The 18,011-nt window shown below is 72.5% G+C and carries 11 protein-coding genes; 9 read left to right on the top strand and 2 right to left on the bottom strand.

What is annotated here, in order from left to right:
• Positions 1-647: 647 nt before the first annotated feature.
• The 3 genes from ACMATS_RS36820 to ACMATS_RS36810 all read left to right on the top strand — a co-directional run bounded on the left by ACMATS_RS36820 (position 648) and on the right by ACMATS_RS36810 (position 4,882).
• Complete coding sequence (locus ACMATS_RS36820; protein WP_414170500.1) at positions 648-1,898, top strand: cytochrome P450; 1,251 nt, start codon at positions 648-650, stop codon at positions 1,896-1,898.
• Positions 1,899-1,975: 77 nt separating this feature from the next.
• Positions 1,976-3,397, top strand: coding sequence for an aldehyde dehydrogenase family protein (locus ACMATS_RS36815; RefSeq protein ID WP_414170498.1), 1,422 nt, complete (start codon positions 1,976-1,978; stop codon positions 3,395-3,397).
• Between the two features lie 108 nt (positions 3,398-3,505).
• On the top strand, positions 3,506-4,882 hold the full coding sequence (locus ACMATS_RS36810; protein WP_391153622.1) for an MFS transporter: 1,377 nt from the start codon (positions 3,506-3,508) through the stop codon (positions 4,880-4,882).
• Positions 4,883-4,925: 43 nt separating this feature from the next.
• Here the strand turns inward: ACMATS_RS36810 and ACMATS_RS36805 are convergent, their stop codons facing one another.
• Complete coding sequence (locus tag ACMATS_RS36805) at positions 4,926-5,153, bottom strand: ATP-binding cassette domain-containing protein (RefSeq protein WP_414170497.1); 228 nt, start codon at positions 5,151-5,153, stop codon at positions 4,926-4,928.
• A 55-nt stretch (positions 5,154-5,208) separates the two neighbouring features.
• Here ACMATS_RS36805 and ACMATS_RS36800 point away from each other — a divergent pair, with 55 nt between their 5' ends.
• Positions 5,209-5,991, top strand: coding sequence for an SDR family NAD(P)-dependent oxidoreductase (locus tag ACMATS_RS36800; protein WP_414170496.1), 783 nt, complete (start codon positions 5,209-5,211; stop codon positions 5,989-5,991).
• Positions 5,992-6,029: 38 nt separating this feature from the next.
• On the opposite strand, the gene ACMATS_RS36795 is transcribed toward ACMATS_RS36800, so the two are convergent.
• Complete coding sequence (locus tag ACMATS_RS36795; RefSeq protein ID WP_414170495.1) at positions 6,030-7,223, bottom strand: NAD(P)/FAD-dependent oxidoreductase; 1,194 nt, start codon at positions 7,221-7,223, stop codon at positions 6,030-6,032.
• A 286-nt stretch (positions 7,224-7,509) separates the two neighbouring features.
• Here ACMATS_RS36795 and ACMATS_RS36790 point away from each other — a divergent pair, with 286 nt between their 5' ends.
• From ACMATS_RS36790 to ACMATS_RS36770, 5 genes are all read left to right on the top strand, one after another.
• Entirely contained in the window at positions 7,510-8,370 is an 861-nt protein-coding gene (locus ACMATS_RS36790) for an SCO6745 family protein (protein WP_390779398.1), read from the top strand.
• 450 nt (positions 8,371-8,820) lie between these two features.
• A complete protein-coding gene (locus ACMATS_RS36785) occupies positions 8,821-9,438 on the top strand; it encodes a cysteine dioxygenase (protein ID WP_390779399.1) in 618 nt (205 codons plus the stop codon).
• A gap of 6 nt (positions 9,439-9,444) precedes the next feature.
• Positions 9,445-11,151: a non-ribosomal peptide synthetase gene (locus ACMATS_RS36780; RefSeq protein WP_414170494.1), complete on the top strand. Its 1,707-nt coding sequence runs from the start codon at positions 9,445-9,447 to the stop codon at positions 11,149-11,151.
• Positions 11,148-17,255: a condensation domain-containing protein gene (locus ACMATS_RS36775; RefSeq protein ID WP_414170493.1), complete on the top strand. Its 6,108-nt coding sequence runs from the start codon at positions 11,148-11,150 to the stop codon at positions 17,253-17,255. Before ACMATS_RS36780 ends, ACMATS_RS36775 begins: the two co-directional genes overlap by 4 nt.
• A complete protein-coding gene (locus tag ACMATS_RS36770; protein WP_390779402.1) occupies positions 17,252-17,989 on the top strand; it encodes a thioesterase II family protein in 738 nt (245 codons plus the stop codon). The genes ACMATS_RS36775 and ACMATS_RS36770 overlap by 4 nt, the downstream gene beginning before the upstream one ends.
• Positions 17,990-18,011: the final 22 nt, after the last annotated feature.

Below are 18,011 nucleotides of genomic sequence, written 5' to 3'. Positions count from 1 at the left end.
GGTTGGCCGCGCCGGAAAACCCACTGCCGGACGAGTGTGCAGGGTCCCGCCAGACCACGGAGCACTGCTCGTCGGTGAACCGGCCCGGACGATACGCGTGTCAGTGACACGTACCCGTCCTCACCAGCTGGTAGCAGAACCACGCTAAAAGCCAGTGGCCCCTGCACGCAAGAGGCCGGACCATCCGTCGCGGACGGCTCACACTGTCCCGCACCGCACACTGGCCCCGCACGTAACGGCCAGGCGCCCGGCCCGTTCCACCGCCTCGCGCCGGCGCCGCGCCAACGACGTGAACAGGGAAAACAGGTACCTCGCTCCCCCGATACAGGCTCTTCCGCCGCGCCTGCGACCGCGTCCCCGGCACCACGGCCGCACGCCCTCGCACCACCCGCACCCTGCGGGGCGGCGTCCGAAAACCAGCCGAACCTGGCCGAAAACTGGCCGCATCGGCACCCGTAATCCCGCGCGGAAGCCGAACCCGAATCTCGTCCGTAAGCCGGACCCGGAGGCCGGAAAGGAAATCCGGCTCGCCACCTTGAGAAGCCGTCGAAAACTGTCCTACGGTGATCCTGGGCGAGCCACGGCCGCCCACTCCGACAGGATCGGATGCCCAAGTATCTCCCACCGACTTCTCGGGAGTCCTTGCCTTGTCTCTTGACGTCATATCCGTCGACGACTTCTCCCACAACCAGCTCGACTACATCGAGGACCCGTTCTCCTTCTACACCCTGATGCGCGAACGCCGCCCGGCCCACCTGTCCGGGACGATCTTCGGTGGCACCTGGCTCATGTTCCGGTACGCCGACTGCGCACGCCTGATGAAGGACGAACGGCTGTCCAACGCACGCTCCGCGGTCCCCCTGCGCTTCCTCCCGGCCGAGCAGCGCGAGGAGTTCGCGGACATGCTCGACATCTACGGCCGCTGGCTGGCGTTCCACGACGGCGCGGAACACACCCGCAACCGCCGGCAGGCCAACAGGAGCTACGTCCCGTTCACCGACGAGCACCTCGAACCGCGCATCCAAAGGCTCGTCGACGGACTGCTCGACCAGGTCGACCCCAACGGCTTCGACCTCATCTCGCAGTTCGCCTTCCCGCTGCCGGCAATGGTGATCGCCGACGTGCTGGGCGTCCCGGTCGAGGCCCACGCCGACCTCAACCGCTGGACCGACGACATCGCGCACCTCTTCGGCTCGACCTCCGTCTCGGTGGAACACCTGCACCGGACCAGGGAAAGCACCCGGCAACTCGCCGACTTCCTGGCCTCCGAGGACAACGCGCGCCTCTCACGCGCCGAGGGCGGGCTGCTGCACCAGCTGCGGGAGATCAGCGTGCGCGGGCACCGCTTCTCCGAGCGCGATGTGGTCGCGCAGGCAGCACTGCTGCTGTTCGCGGGTGTGGCGTCCATCCGCTACCTCATCGGCAACTGCGTGCGCGCCCTCACCGACGTCCCCACCACCGAGCGGGACCTGCTGCTGCACCCCGGCACCGTCGCTCCCGCCGTCGAAGAGCTCCTGCGCATGTGTACACCGGTCTCGTTCGTCGGCCGGGTCGCGGGCGCGGACTTCGAATACACCGCGTCCGACGGGACCGTCCTCCCGCTGCGCAAGGGACAGCCCCTGCTGCTGTACGTGGCCTCGGCCAACCGCGACCCCGAAGTCTTCGACCGTCCGGACGAGCTGGTCCTGGACCGGCCGCTGCCCAACCGGCACCTCACCTTCGGCATCGGCAGGCACCTGTGCTTCGGCGACCCGCTCGTGCGCCAGACGACCCGGATCGCGCTGAGCAGCTTGTACCGCAGGTGGCCGCAGCTGCACGTGCCACCGCAGGAAGCCAACTGGAACAACAACCTCGGCTTCCACGGCTTCACTTCGCTCCGGGTCACCAGCGGCGGCTGAGCGCCGCACACGGCGGAACACCCCAGACGCCTGACCATCGACCAGCGGACCGGCCGAGCCACCAGGAGAACTCCACCGTGACAACACCCTCCGTTCGTAACGTCATCGACGGCAAGCGGGCCGAACCCGCCGCGGGCACCGAACACATCGAGCTGCTCGACCCGTGTACCGGACAAACCCACCTGCGCGCACCGTGTACCGGTGCCGAGGACGTCGACCACGCCATGCGCGCGGCGGCCTCGGCCTTCGGCGAGTGGTCGCGCACCACACCCGGCGAGCGCCAGTCCGCGCTGCTGGAACTGGCCGACGCGGTCGCCGGGCAGGCCGCGGCGTTCGGCGAGGCCGAACTCCGCGACACCGGCAGCCGGGACGCCGCCGGCGAGATCGACGGAATCATCGACGAACTGCGCTTCTTCGCCGGTGCCGCGCGGCTGCTCGACGGCGTGGCAGGCGGCGAGTACGCACGGGACCACACCTCCTACACCAGGCGCGAACCGGTGGGAGTCTGCGCGCAGCTCGCGCCGTGGAACTTCCCGCTCTTGATGGCCGTGCTGAAGTCGGCCCCGGCGATCGCCGCCGGCAACACCGTCGTGCTCAAGCCCGCCCAGACCACCCCTTCGTCGGCGCTCCTGCTGGCCGACCTCGCCGCCCGTATCCTGCCGCCCGGTGTGCTCAACGTGGTCTGCGGCGGCCCCGCGACGGGACGGCTCATGGTCGAACACCCGGTGCCCGCCGCGGTCTCGCTGACCGGGTCGGTCGCGGCCGGCGTGGACGTGGCCACCCGCGCCGCCGCCACGCTCAAGCGCACCCACCTCGAACTGGGCGGCAAGACCCCGGTCCTGGTCTGCGCCGACGCCGACATCGCCGACGCCGCGCGGACCATCGTCACCGGGGCACTCGCCAACGCGGGACAGGACTGCACGGCCGCCAGCCGGGTCCTGGTGGCCGACGCGGTGCACGACGTGCTGCTGGAGGCGCTCGTGACGGAGGCGTCGGCACGGCACCCCGGCCCGCCCTCAGAGCCCGGCACCGCGTACGGGCCGCTGAACAACGCCGAGCACCTGGCACGCGTGCAGGGATGCGTCGACGCCCTCCCGGCGCACGCACGGGTGGTCACCGGTGGCCACCGAGTGGGCGAGCAGGGGTTCTTCTACGCCCCCACCGTCGTCGCCGGAGTGCGCGAGGACGACGACATCACCCGTACCGAGATCTTCGGCCCCGTGATCACCGTCGAGCGGTGCGCCGACGAGGAGGACGCCCTGCAGCGGGCCAACTCCTCTCCCTACGGCCTGGCTTCCGCCGTGTGGACCGCCAACCACAGCCGGGCGATGCGGCTTTCGGCGGAGCTGGACTACGGAACGGTGTGGGTGAACACCCACCTGCAGTTCCCCTCGGAGCTGCCGCACGGCGGCTTCCGCCAGTCCGGCCACGGCAAGGACCTCTCACGGTACGGCTTCGAGGCGTACACCCGGATCAAGCAGGTGACGCACCGCTTGTAGTGTCTTGCTGCACAGCACACGCAAGGACGACCAAGGACGGCCGGTACGGCGTCGGGCCGGGTCTTTCGGACTCCCGTCCGGCCGCAGAGCTTCGTGGGTTAGGAAATCGTGGAACGTTCCCCCGGCGTCTTCGCGCCGCAATGGCGGCTGACCAGCATCGGCATAGCCCTCGCCATCAGTCTGTTCGCCTTCGAGGGCATCGCGGTCGCGACCGCGATGCCCTCGGCGGTGCGCGACCTGGACGGGCTCGCCTTCTTCGGCTGGCCCTACAGCGCCTTCCTGGTGATGAACCTGGTGGGACTCGGCGTGGCGGGCCAGTGGTGCGACCGCGTCGGCCCGCGCCGGCCGCTGCTCACCGGCATCGCCGTGTTCACCGCCGGACTGCTGCTGGCGGGAACCGCCGGGCACATGGCGGTGTTCGTCCTGGGCCGGGGCACGCAGGGAATCGGCGTCGGACTGGCATCGATCGCGGTGTTCCAGCTCGTGGCCACCGCCTACCCGCCCCGCCTGCGCCCCAGGGCACTGGCCATCATCTCCGCGGCCTACGTCCTGCCGGCCCTGGTCGGGCCGGTCATCTCGGGCACGATCACCGCGCACGCCGGGTGGCGTTGGGTGTTCCTCGGCCTGGTGCCGCTGGTGGTGGCCGGCGGACTGACGCTGCTCCCCGCCCTGCGCACGGCGCCGACACCGGATCGCGCGCCGGGCGACAGGTCCCGCAAGCCCCTGTTCGCGCTGCTCGCCGGGATCGGAGTGGTCGCCCTGCAGTCGGGAGGCAACGCCGTCGTCGCCGGGCGGACCGTACTGGCCGTGCCCCTGCTGGCGGCAGGACTGCTGGCGCTGGGGGCCGGACTGCGGGAGCTGCTGCCACGGGGATCGACCCGGCTGCGCCGGGGCGTTCCCGCCGTGGTCGCGGTACGCGGCCTGCTGGCCGGGGCGTTCTACGCCGTCGAGTCCGTCGTACCGCTGACCCTCGTCACGCTCCACGGCTACGGGACCGTGGCCTCGGGCCTGCCCCTGCTGGCGGGCGCCGTCGGCTGGTGGGCGGGGGCCCAGGCACAGGGCAGGATCACCACGGTCACGAGGTCGTCCCTGCTGCGCCACGGACTGATCGCCCTGGTGTGCTGCTTCGTGGGGATGGCGGCCCTGTGCCTGCCGGGTGCACCGGGGTGGCCGGTATACCTGCTGTGGATCGTGGGCGGTCTGGGCATGGGCGTGTGCGTGCCCACCACCGGCGTACTCGTTCTCGACCAGTCCGCCGAGAACGAGACGGGCACGAACTCGTCGGCGCTGCAGATCAGCGATGTCACCGCGGCCGGTCTCGGTACGAGCGGAGCCGGGGTGCTCGTGGGCGCCACCGCGGCCGGGGGCCTGGGATTCGGCGCCGCGATGACGGTACTGGGCATCATCGCCACAGCCGTCTGCGCCACCGCCGCGGCGGGCACCTCGCGCACGGCCCCCCTGAAGGAGCGTGCCGCCGTGGGCTGAACCGCCCGGCCCCGTACAGCACTTCGCCTCGTACGTCCCGCGGTCAGTCGCCGAACGCTCCGGCGGAGCCGCAAATCGCAACAGCCCGGCGCCCCTTCGGGGCGCCGCCGCACCGCACCGGATGTCGCCGAGCCCGTCCCCGGTCAGGCCGCAGTTCGCCCGCCAGGATGCGCAGCGGCGTGGTCCTGCCCGTGCCGTTGAGCCCGACGAGGGCGATCCAGCAATCCCGTCTCCCTGGCCTGATCCCACGCCGCGGCCCGAGCCGCGCCACAACCCACCGGCCTTACCCGGTCCTTGCGGGCCGGCCGCACTCTCAAGGGAGCACCATGCCCGACCTGAAAGGCCGCACAGCACTGGTCACCGGTTCCTCGCGCGGGATCGGCCGCGGCATCGCCGAACGGCTGGCAGCGGACGGCGCGCACGTGGCCGTTCACTACGGACACGACGGCCGGGCCGCCGAGGAGACCGTGGCGCACATACGCGAACGCGGCGGCCAGGCGTTCGTTGTCGGCGCCGACCTCTCGACGGTCGCCGGGGTGGACGCACTCCTGGCCGAGACGGGCTCCCGGTTCGCCGAGGGCGGCAGGGACCGGCTCGACGTACTGGTCAACAACGCAGGGTTCAGCACGACGTTCTTCGAGGCCACCACACCCGAGATCTTCGACGAGCTGTTCGCGGTGAACGCTCGGGCGCCCTTCTTCGTGGTGCAGCGCGCACTGCCGCTGCTCGCCGACGGCGGCAGGGTGGTGTCGGTGTCCTCCGCGGCGATCCGGGTCGCGGTGGCGGACGTGGCCTACACGATGGCCAAGGCCGCAGTGGTGGCGATGAACCGTACGCTCGCGCACCTGCTGGGTGAGCGCGGCATCACGGTGAACACCGTGGCCCCCGGCGCCGTGGACACCGATCTGACCGCGGCGGAGCGGCGGGAGCAGCCGGAGGCCCGGCAGATCGTCATCGACATGACCGCGCTCGGCCGGATCGGCACCCCCGCCGACGTCGCCGACGTGGTGGCCTTCCTCGCCTCGGACGACGCGAGGTGGGTCACCGGACAGCTCATCGAGGTCAGCGGTGGCCTGTTCCTGGGGATTCCCCCGGGTCTCACGCACTGACCACGTCCGTCGGCGACGAAGGGGAGGTGCCCGTGGCCCTAGTGGGACTCGCCGAGCCAGTCCGCGTCCGCCGCCGTCTCGCAGCCGACGAAGGTGTTCACGAACGCCTCGACGGCCTGCGCGTCGGCGGCGGTGCGGGCCAGGTCGTCGAGGAAACCGGCGCCGAAGGGGCGCAACTCGGCCTGCTCGCAGGTGTAGGCGAAGGCGTCGAGCCGCTGTGCGTCACGGGTCGCGGCGTAGCCGGCCAGCGCCTCGTCGAGCCCGGCCGAGCCCGAGAGCCCGGCGTCCAGGGCGTCGGCGAGCACGGCGGCGTCGGCGAAGGCGTCGGAGATGCCCTGCGCCGAGACGGGGTCCTTGGTGACGCCGGCGTCCCCGGCCAGGACCCATCCCGGGCCGTGGGCGTGCCTGCGGGCGTTGCGCACGGCCGCGGCCCGGGGCGGGGAGACCAAGTCGGCGCCCGTCAGGGCCTGTTCGACCTCGGGCACCTCCCGCAGCGCCGACGCGTAGAACTCCGCCAGTGCCGCACGTCCCGCGCCGGGGGCCTCCTCGGGCGGGTAGACCAGCGACACCACGGTGAGACCGTCGTGCGTGGGCCACAGGGAGATGCCGCGCCTGCCCCGGAAGACCACGCGCACTCCCCGTTCCGCGACACCCGACCAGTAGCCGTAGAGGCTGCGCGCGAGCACTCCCCTGTCCTCGACGACCGGGGACTGCACCAGGCGTGCGACCGTCGAGTTGCGGCCGTCGGCCCCGACGACCACCCGCGCGCGCAGGCCGGCGGGCCCGTCGGGGCCGCTCCCCCGCACCCCCGTGACCCTGCCGTCCGCGACGAGGAGACCGGTGACCGCGAAGCGCTCCCGCAGCCGTGCCCCCCTGGCGCGGGCCTCGGCCACCAGCAGCGCGTCCAGTTCGGTCCGGCGGGGTGCGTAGGTGGCGGCTTCCATCCCGCCCGCCCGCGGCCCGCCCTTCAGCACGTGGCCCTCGAAATCGAGCGACGCACTGACGATGGGCGGGCACCCCGTTTTCTCCAGCGCCGCGACGAGCCCCCATGAGCGCAGCTGCCGAACACCCGGCCACCTGATCCAGTGAGTGGAAACGGTGTCGGCCCCGACAGGGTCCCGATCCACCATTTCCACCGAATACCCCCGCTGTGCGAGCAGCATTCCCAACGGGGCTCCGGCGCACCGCGCTCCCACAATGACGACATCGCAAGCATCGTCTTCAGTGCCCATTTTAGTGGCAGTCACATCACCACATCCACTTCATCTCCGAAGAAAGCACACACCTGACGTTTACGCAGTTCAAGGGCCATACAGAGGCATTGGGCAAGAGCGTTGAAGATTACCCTCGACCGCACCGGACATGGGCCTGGAAAAGGCCTCGTCGCATGGCTTGATCGCGCCCGCAAAACGTTCCATGGCTCATGCATGGTTCCCCATCAGGTCCCACTTTAAGCACATCGCTTCGATTTCACGGAAGCCGTTGACACTCCTCGAAAAATCGTCCTAGCATCGGAACATGATCAGCGATTCGCACCGATTACTCGCGTCGCGGTTTCATCAGGCGGGGGAACCCGCACACCTACTCTGCTATTTCGCCCCCGAGGTCGACCAGGAATTCACGTCCGCGGGACTCGAGCCGGGGCACATGGGGTACTTCGCCGGCCGCGCCGCCCCGCTCGGCCGCGCGTCCGCCGCCGCGGTGGCAGCCGCGTTCTACAACTTCAACCCGGCGCTCGTCGCCCGCCATCTGCCCAGAGCGTGGGACCTGGCCTCGCCGGAGCGCGTGATCGAGGCCCGCCTGACCGCGGTGGACCGGGCGCTGCGCCGCATTCTCGGCGACGAGGTGGTGAAGAGCCCTGAGGTCGCCGAGGCGGCCGGACTCGCCAGGGCCGCCGCCGAGGCGTGCTCCCCCGAAGGACGGCCCCTGTTCGCCGCGCACGCCGAGCTGCCATGGCCCGAAGAAGCACACATGGCGCTGTGGCACGGCATCACGCTCCTGCGCGAGCACCGCGGCGACGGCCACGTCGCCGCACTGGTCAGCCACGGTGTCGGCGCCATCGCGGCACTGGTCACCGACACCGCCACCGGAAGAAGCCTCTTCGGCGCCCGACAGGCACGCGAGCACCGCGACTGGTCCGCACAAGCCTGGGACGCAGAGGTGGCCACGCTCACCGCATCGGGCGTCCTGGACTCTTCCGGACGGCTGACCGAGGCCGGCACACAGCTGCGCTCCCGCATCGAGGAGGCGACCGACAGCGCCGCGGCTCATCCCTACCGCTCCCTGGGAGCCGAACGCGCGGAACGGCTCATCGCGTTGTGCGCACCGCTCCGCGACACCGTCATCGCCTCCGGGGAACTGCCCCGCAACGGCGCCTAGGTCCCGCCCGACCACGGGCGGGACCCCAACCGCCGCCGTCCCCACGCACCGGCGGTGTCCGCCGGCCTCCGGTGCGGGCGAGAAAGGAGGGACCCCGCGCGCCGCCCGCCAGGCGCACCCCACTCCACCGATTCCGGTTCGTCCCCGTCCCGCCCGCGGGGCGCCGCCTCCGGACCGCCATCCGGACACGCGCGTTCCCCCGTGCGGGACGGGTGTCACCGGCACCCGGTCCCACCCCGCCGTTCACGCCCCGAAGGCCGCGGCAGGCCATCCGCTCCGCGAAGCACCGCGGCACACGGGCCCTTCCATCTGCCGGGCGCGCGTCACCGTGAACGCCCGTGCGGCGGTTCGCCGCATCCAGCCGCCGTGCGGTGTGTGCCGGCCATGGCCGGCACACACCCCCTGCGCTCCCGCACCTCGCCATACGACGACCCCCAGGGGAAGTGACTCATGGACGTCACCGCACTCATCGATGCGGTCTCGAGGACCAAGAGCCAGGCCGACGAGCTCACCCACCAGGAGGTGATCGACCAACTCTCCGCCGCACTCGCGAAGTTCACCACCTCGGCGGAGAACCAGCGCTTCGCCGAGGAGTACCGGCCGAGCGGGAACTACACACGACTGCTGCTGAACTCCCTGCAGGACCCCTACCAGATCGTCCTCGTCTTCTGGGGTCCGGGAAAGGGGAGCCCGATCCACGACCACGACGACACGACCGGCGTGGTCAGCGCGCTCACCGGCGCGACGAAGGAGATCAAGTACGCCGTCACCCGCCACGTGGGAGCGTGCGTCGAGCTCGCCGAGGCGAGCGAGTTCACCATCGCGCCCGGCCGGATCACGCCGATCCTGCCCGAGGACGACAAGCGACTGCACCTGATGGTCAACGAGGGGACGTGCTGGGCGGCCACCGTCCACGTCTACCTCACCGCGATCGACCGCTACCGGCAGTACGAGGCCACGCCGGGCGGCGCTTTCCGCACGGCCGAGACGCGGCTGTGGTTCGACGAGTGGGGAGTCGGGCGCAGGATGCCCACGGGTGCCGTGCGTGCCCGCTCCCGAAAGGGGTAGCGATCGATGGACCTGCTGGACGCTGTGGCCCGGCACGTGCGCCGGGCTCCGGACGCCGTGGCACTGACCGACCACCGGGGCACCCGGCTGACCTACGCCGAACTCGACTCCCGCGCCCGTGCGGCGGCGGGCGCCCTGGCCGCTCACGGCGTGAGCCCCGGGGACCGGGTCGGGCTGGTGCTGCCCCGCACCGCCGATCTGTTCGTTCTCGAACTCGCCGTCCTGCTCGCGGGCGCCTGCTTCACGCCGCTGGACCAGGCCCAGCCACCGGACCGGCTGCGCCTGCTGCTCGACCGCGCCGCGGTGGCCCTGCTGATCACCGACGACGAGGAACTGGCCAAAGCCGTCGGCGGCCCCGCCGTCCGGCCCGACGCCCTGCCGGCCCGGGGAGGCCCCGCTCCGCGCGGTCCCGGCGCCCGGCCGCAGGACCCCGCCTACTGCCTGTTCACCTCGGGATCGACGGGAACACCGGTGGGCACCCTGATCAGCCGTGCCGCGATGGACGTCTACGTCGCCGCGTACGCCCGGATGGTCGGCGCCTCGCCGGGCGAGCGCGGAGCCCAGATCGGCTCGCCCGGGTTCGACGTCACCATCGACGAGCTCTGGCCCTTCCTGAGCACGGGCGCATCCGTGCACATCGCGTCCGACACCGACCGCTCGTCGCCCCGCGCACTCGTCGACTGGCTGCGCGCCAACCGGATCACCCAGACCTACATCCCTCCGCTGCTGCTGGAGTCGATATTCCGCCTCGACGGTGCGGACCTGAGCGACGTACGGCTCATCCGCACCGGCGGCGAGCGCCTCGCCGCCTACCCGCCGCCGGGGTTCCCCAGCCGCGTCCTCAACGAGTACGGGCCGACCGAGACCGTCGCCGGCGCGATGTTCTGCGACGTCTCCGCGTGGTCCGACCGCACCGTCCTGCCGCCGATCGGGACACCGCTGCCGCACATCAGGGCCGACATCCGCGACCCCGAGGGGCGACCGGTGCCCCCCGGCACACCGGGTGAGCTGTACCTGGGCGGTCCGACGGTCGGGATCGGCTACCTCGGCGACGACGAACGCACCGCACGCAGGTTCGTCGAGGTGGACGGCGAACGCTGCTTCCGCACCGGCGACCTGGTCCGCGAACTCCCTTCCGGCGACCTCGAATTCCTGCACCGCATCGACGACCAGGTACAACTCCTCGGCAAACGCGTCGAGTTGGGGGAGGTGCAGAGCGCGGTCACGAGCCACCCCGCGGTCCGGCGGGCGGCGGTGGCCGCTCCGACGGACGGCTCGGGCCGCGCGGAGCGGCTGGTGTGCTTCGTCGAATGGCAGCCGGGACACGGCGAGGCCGACGCAGCCCGCCTCCGCGCCCATGTGAAAGGACTGCTGCCCGACTACATGGTGCCCACCGAGGTACACACGGTCGACCGGCTTCCCACGACTCCCTCGGGCAAGGTCGACCGGGCGGCACTGCTGCGCCGGCGATCCGGCCTCTCCCGCCCGGCGCCGACCCCACAGGCGCTGGTGCAGGTGTGGGAGCGGGTGCTGGGCATCACCGGCCTCGGCGTCCATTCCGACTTCTTCCTGCACGGTGGCGACTCGGCTCGCGCAGTGACCGCCGTCACCGAGATCGGCCTGCAACTGGGCCTGCAGGTCACCGCGCGCGACGTGTTCATCCACCCCACCCCTGCTGAGCTGGCCGAGCGGCTGGCGGAGGAGACCCGGTGAGCGCAAGCCCCGTGCTCGACATGCTCGCGACCACGGCGACCGCCCATCCCACAGTGACGGCCATCGTCCAGGGCGAGCAGTCGCTGACCTACCGCGAACTGGCCACAGCCGTACCCCGGTTCGCCGGGGCACTGGCCGACGCAGGCGCCTCCCCCGGTGCACACGTGCTGCTCGTGCTGGACAACCGGCCCGAGTTCGCGGTCGCCTACTTCGCCACCGCTGCGGCGGGCTGCACGGTGGAGGCCGTCGATCCGGACCAGCCGGACGCGGTGCTGCGGCGCAGACTGGCCGAGAGCCGCCCGGCCATTGTGGTCACCACGGCAGGACACCCCGTGACCGCGCTCACCGACGGCCCCGTCCTCACCGTCGACGGTCCGCTCCCCCTGCCCCCGGCGGGCACACGGCACCGGCCGTCACAGATGAACGGGCCGTGGGTGACCGCGCTCTCTTCCGGCAGCACCGGCGAACCCAAACGCATCATCCGCACCCAGGCCCACCAGGTCGCCGAGGCGAGCAACACCACCGCGACGGCGCACATCACCGCCGACGACGTCCTGCTCTGCCCGGTGCCGCTGTTCCACGCGCTCGGGCAGTTCTGCTGCCTGCTGGCGGCCGTGCGCTCCGGTGCCACGCTGGTGCTGCCGGACCGCAGCTCGGGCGCGTCCTCCGTGGACGCCGTGGTACAGGCGCTGGCCCGGCATCGCGTCACGCTGCTGATCGCCGTACCCCAGCTCTTCGACGCCCTGGCCGACCTGCCCCCGGACACACCGGTGGAACTGGGCTCCGTGCGCCTGTGCCTGTCCGGGAGCAACTTCCTCGACCCGGCCGTGGCCCGGCGCTTCGAGGCACGCTTCGACCTCCCCGTACGCCAGACCTACGGGAGCACGGAAGCAGGCAGCGTCTGCTGGGACGTCGGTGAAGAACCCTCCCCCGGCACCGTGGGCACACCGTTGGAGGGCACGCGGGTCCAGGTCGTCGACGCGCACGGCACCCCCCTGCCGTCGGGCGCGACGGGCGAGATCGTGGTGTCCGGCCGCGCCGTGGTCGACGACCCGGGAAGCGGCCACCACCGGACGGGCGACCTGGGCAGCCTGGACGCGCACGGCAGACTGACCGTCGTGGGACGCTCCCGTGTTCTGATCGACACCGGCGGGCACAAGGTGAACCCGGTCGAGGTCGAACGCGTGCTGGCGGAACACCCGCTCGTCGCCGATGCCGGAGTGGCCGGCGTTTCCCTGCCCGGCAGGGGAGCACTGCTGGTCGCGGCGGTGCAACTGCGCGACGGCGCACGGGCGGAGCCCGCCGACGTGCTCGCGCACTGCGCACGGCACCTGCCCTCCCACGCGGTACCCCGGCGGGTGTACATGGTGGCCGAGGTGCCGCGCACCCCGTTGGGCAAGGTGCGCCGCCCGTCCCTCGCCGCCCTGTTCGCCGACGAGCGGAACGAGGCGGAGGCCGGGGTACGGGAGCGGCTGGCGGCGCTCCCGCCGCACGAGCGGCGCGCCGAGGTCGGCCACCACCTGCACCTCAAGGTGGCCGAGATGGTGGGAGCAGCACCCGCGACGGTGAACCCCGCCGCCCCGGCCCGGGCGGCCGGCGTGGACTCGCTGTCCGCGCTGCGGCTGCGCATGACCGTGCACAGGGAGTTGGGGGTGAAGCTGCCGCTGCCCGACATTCTGGGCCCCCGCACGCTGGTGGAGCTGGCCGACGAGCTCGCCGAACGGCTCGACGATCCCGAGGACGACACCGACCCGGTTCCGTACGGGCCGGCCGAGGGCCTGTTCCCGCTCGCTCCGAACCAGATGTCGCTGTGGCACGCCGAGCATCTCGATCTGGGCGGGTCGGCGTACGTGGTGGCCGTCGCCGCGCGCTTCGTCGACGGCTGCGACGCGCAGGCCCTGCGGCGGGCCTGGACGACCCTGGCCCACCGGCATCCGGTACTGCGCACCACCTTCCCCCTGCACGGCGGTAACCCCGTCCAACAAGTGGCCGCCGAAGCCCGGTTGGACTTCTCGACCGTACCGGTTCCACCGGACTGGGACCGCACGCACCGCGAGGAGCTGGTCCGTTCGGCATTCGAGCCCTTCGACCTGACCACGCATCCACCGCTGCGCGTCCGGCTCTACACCGGGCTGTCCAAGGGCCCGGTGATGGTGGCGTCCCAGCACCATCTGATCACCGACTACTGGTCCATGACCACCATGCTGCGGGAGCTGGCGGTGCTCTACGCCGCGGAGAGCACCGGCACCGAGGCGTACCTGCCCGCGCCCGCGCACGGCTACTCCGACTTCGCGACGTGGTCGATCGCGCGGGGCCGCACGCCTCTCGGCGCCCACGAGCTCGGGCATTGGGTGCAGCGAATGACGCCCCCGCCCCCGCCCGCCGACCTGCCCACCGACCGGCCCCGGCCGGTGGTACGCGGGCAACGCGGCTCGACGCTGCGCAGGGACCTGTCGCCGTCACGGGTCGCCGCCGTACGCACGTACGCCCGTGCCGCCGGGACGACCCCGTTCGCCGTCCTGCTCACGGTGTTCCACGTGCTGCTGCACGCCTGCACCGGACGCGCGGACAGCGCTGTCGCAGTGATCACCGCCAACCGCGAGCGGCCCGAATTCGCCGACGTGCTCGGCTACTTCGCCAACCCCGTGGTGCACCGGGTCCGGATGTCGCCGGACCAGTCGTTCACGGCCCTGCTCGGCCACGTCGGCCGGGCGCTTCTGGAGGGGCTCGAGCACAGCGGCGTCACCCTCGAGAACCTGCTGGGACGGCTGGACGTGCCCCGCGACCGCGGCCGCGCCCCGCTGGTGGAGGTCTGCTTCGGACAACAGGCCGCGCACGACCCCGCGCTGAGCGCGGCGGGTACGCTGCTGTCCGCCGACCGCGACGGGGAGCGCGTACCGCTGGGCGCGCTGACCCTGGAAACCGTGGCGCTGCGCCGCACGGGGGCCGTCTACGACCTGGCCGGTGCGGTCCACGAGGGAGACGACTCGATCGCGATCACCTGGGAGTACGACACGGACCTGTTCACCGGGGCCACGGCGGACCGGCTGGCGGACCGGTTCGAGGCCCTGGTGGACGCCCTGCTCGCCGCGCCCGACGCCGAGTTGGGCGCCCTGACCGCACTGGCCCCGCACGCAGCCGGACTCCCGGAAGAGAGCCCTGGCGACCCGGTCACGGACCGCGTGCGGCAGTGGGCCACAGCGGACCCCGGGGCTCCGGCGGTCCTCGACGGCCCGGACACCGCGACCTACGGCGAGGTCGACCGCGCCGCGGACCTGGTGACGGCCGCACTCGATGCGCGCACGGGCCTCGGCCCCTCCGCCGTGGTGGCCGTACAGGCTGCACGGGCTGCCGACCTGGCCGCCGCGTGCCTGGGGGTGCTGCGCGCGGGCCTGCTCTGCGCCCCCCTCACCACGGAGGGCGGCTCCGCCCCTGCCGAGCTGTCCGAGGTGGGAGCGTCGGCCCTGGTGGACATGACGGGATCCGCGGACGTCCCCGGCACTCCTGTGGTGCGCGTCGACGTTGCGTCGGCGCCCCCGGCAGAGCACCCCGTCGGCCTCGGGGCACCCGCGTTGGTGGTGCGTACCAGCGGCACCACCGGGGACCGGCGTCCGATGGTGCTCACACACCGGGCGCTCGCGCGCGCGGTACGCGACAACGGGCCGGGGGAGGTACTGATCGCCTGCGGCACGGCCGACCGGCTCGCGGTCGACCTGCTCACCACCCTTGCGGCGGGGAACGCCGCGGTGCCCCTGGCTCCGGCCGCGCGGCTGGAGGAGCTGGCGCGCGGGCGGGAAGCCGCCTCGGCCACGGTCACCTCCACCGAACTGGCCGCTCTCGTCTCCCGCTTGGACGCCGACGGCGGCACCCCCGCGGTGCGTACGCTGGTGGTCGGCGGCGAGACACTCGGCACGGACCTGGTACACCGGTGGCGGTCCCATGCCCCGGGCGTTCGTCTCGTCCACGTGTACGGCGGCGCCGAGTGGGGACTGGCACTGTCCGAGGCGGAGGTGCCCGTCGATCACGCTGCACAGGCCGCACCGCCGGTCACCGGCATCGTGCCGGTGGGCAGGCCCCCGGCCGGTTCGCCCCTGTGCGTGGTGGATGCGTGGGGCCGCGCGTGCCCGACGGGAGTGCCCGGGGAGATCTGCGTCGGCGTGCAGGAGGCATCGGTACCGCTCGGTGCGGAGCACGAGAACCCCGCCCTCCGGCACCCTCTGATCCCGCACGCCCGCGTGCAACGGACGGGAGATGCGGGCGTGTTCCTCCCGGACGGCAGACTGGTCGTCCTCGGCCGAGTCGCGGAGATCCGCTCCGAGCACGACTACCACCACGACCCGGCGCGGGTCGAACGGGTGCTGCGCACGCACCCCGCCGTACGGGCGGCCACGGCTCCGGGAGGCGGGGCGGAGGGATCCGCAGCGGTGGTGGAGACGGACGGTACCGTCTCCGTGAGTGCACTGATGGACCTGTTGCGCCGCGAGACACCCGCTCATCTGCTGCCCCAACGGCTGCTGTGCGAGGAGCAGTTGCCCAGGACACCGGACGGCAAGGCATCACGTGATCTTCCGGGGCCGACGGCCGCCGGCCCCGAGGCGCCCGGGCCCGTCGAGGACATGACCGAGACCGAGGCGGTGCTGGCGAGCGTCTGGTGCGAGGTCCTCGGCGTCGAGCACGTGGGTCTGGACGACGACTACTACTCCCTGGGCGGCGACTCGGTGCAGGCCGTGCGGATCGCCACGAAAGCCGCCGACCGGGGGCTTCAGGTCACCCGACGGCACCTGTTCACGCACCCGACCGTCCGCTCGCTGGCCCGGGTCACCACGTCGGCCGCCAAGGCGGTCACGGTGAGCAAGAGCTTCGCCCGGCGCAGGTCCATCCCCCTGGCCCCGGTCCAACGCTGGTTCTTCGGGCTGGGGTTGCCCGATGCGGGCCACTGGAACCAGTCGGTCGCACTGCGGATACCGCAATCGCTGTCCTCCGAGGCGCTGCTGGCCGCCGTCCAGGCGGTGGCCGACCATCACGGTGCGCTGCGTCACCGCTTCCGCAAGCAGGGAACAGACTGGGAGCAGGTGAGCGACCCGACGGCATACACCGTGGCGGTCGAGGAGGTGTCGGCCGCCGATGACGAGGCCGTGCCGGCCGCGATCGAGCGGGCCAGGCGCGGCCTCGACATCGCCGCCGGCCCACTGCTGCGCGCCACGCTGATCCGGGACGCGGCGGGTCGCCGCCTGCTGGTCCTGACCGCACATCACCTCGTGGTGGACGTGCTGTCGTGGGGCGTGCTGCTGGACGACCTGCGCACGGCCTGCGCCCACCGGGCCGCGGGGGACACCGTCCGGCTGCCCCCCGTGCCCGTCTCCTACGACCAGTGGGCACGGTCCCTGCCGGGGCACGCCGCCGGCCTCGCTGGGCGGGGCGACGCACCCGATGCGGTCCCCGGCCCGCCGCCCACGACATACGAGGGCAGCACCCGGGTCGTCGAGCGCACGCTCGGCTTCGAGCAGACCGGCTCGCTGCTCGACACACTGGCGGGGCGGGGCGCGCACCCGGCGGACGCCGTACTGGCGGCGGCGGCCGCCGCGACCGCCGCGACCCTCGGATGCCACGCGGTCCGCGCCGTGATGGAACTTCACGGCCGCGACGAGGAGACGGTCGACGACGCGGACCTGTCACGGACGGTGGGCTGGTTCACCGCGTTGACCCCCGTACTGGTCGACGCCGCACCGGACGCCGATCCGCGCGAGGTGCTCGACAGCGCCCGGGCGGCCCGTTCATGCGACGCCCGGCTCACGGCACCCGACCGCCCGTGGGTGAGCGTGAACTACCTGGGCCGGCTCGGATCGGTGTTCACGGGCACGGCGGGAAGCGGAAAGGACGACCTCGTGGAAGTCCCGCTGCCGGACCGGGGCGACCGGGGCCCGGACAATCCCAGGCCGTTCCACTGGGAGTTCAGCGCGTTCACGAAGGGGAACGAGTTGACGCTGCGACTGGCGCACGCGGGGGACGGAGGCCAGGCGGAACGCCTTCTGGACACCGCCTGCGGCTACCTCCGCGCCCTCGCCGCCGACCTGGACACAGCACAGCGGAAGGAGTCGCGGTGAGCAGGAAATGGCTGGTGGACCTCGTGCCCGCCGAGCAGCCGGAGCGGATGGCGTACCTGTTCCCGCACGCGGGTGCGGGCGTGAGCGCGGTGCTGGCACTGGGCCGGGCCCTGGCCCCGGACCCGCACCCGGTGGCGATCCGCCTGCCCGGGAGGGAGGCACTGCTCGACGAGCCTCCGCTCTGCGATCTCCCCTGCCTGGCCCAGCAGTTGGCGGTCGCCATCCGCGCCCATGCGGGCGGAGCACAGATCGTCCTGTACGGCCATTCGTCGGGATCGGTGCTGGCGTACGAGACAGCCCGCGCGCTGGAGCCGGAGACCGCGGTCCTGCTCGCGTCCTCGGCACAACAGGCGCCGGGGACAGCCGTCCGCACGGCCGCCGGCTGCTGGGACCGCCCGGACGACGAGTTCTTCGCCCAAGTCGTCGCGGACGGCTACCTGCCCGCCGAGCTGCTCGATGCCCCGGACGTCCTGGAGATGGTGGCCCCGGCCCTGCGCGCGGACTACCGGGCCACCCACGAACACCTCACCGGAGCCGCCCGGTGGACACCTGTGGCGTCGCCGATCCTCACCATCCGCGGCACGGAGGACCGGACCGTCACCGAGGAGGACGTCGCGGCGTGGTCGGCGCTGACGACGAGCCATCATGCGACCGCGCTGATCGCCGCGGGGCACAACCTGCTGCGCGACCGCCCGGCGGAACTGGCGGAGGCCCTGCGGCACGCACTGCCGTGAACTCCGGCCCGGCGGCAGGCAG

The sequence above is a fragment of the Streptoverticillium reticulum genome (assembly GCF_047456005.1).
Taxonomy (GTDB): domain Bacteria; phylum Actinomycetota; class Actinomycetes; order Streptomycetales; family Streptomycetaceae; genus Streptomyces; species Streptomyces reticulum.
Note: the sequence above shows the minus strand (reverse complement) of the source record. Positions and strands in the feature narration are given on the sequence as shown.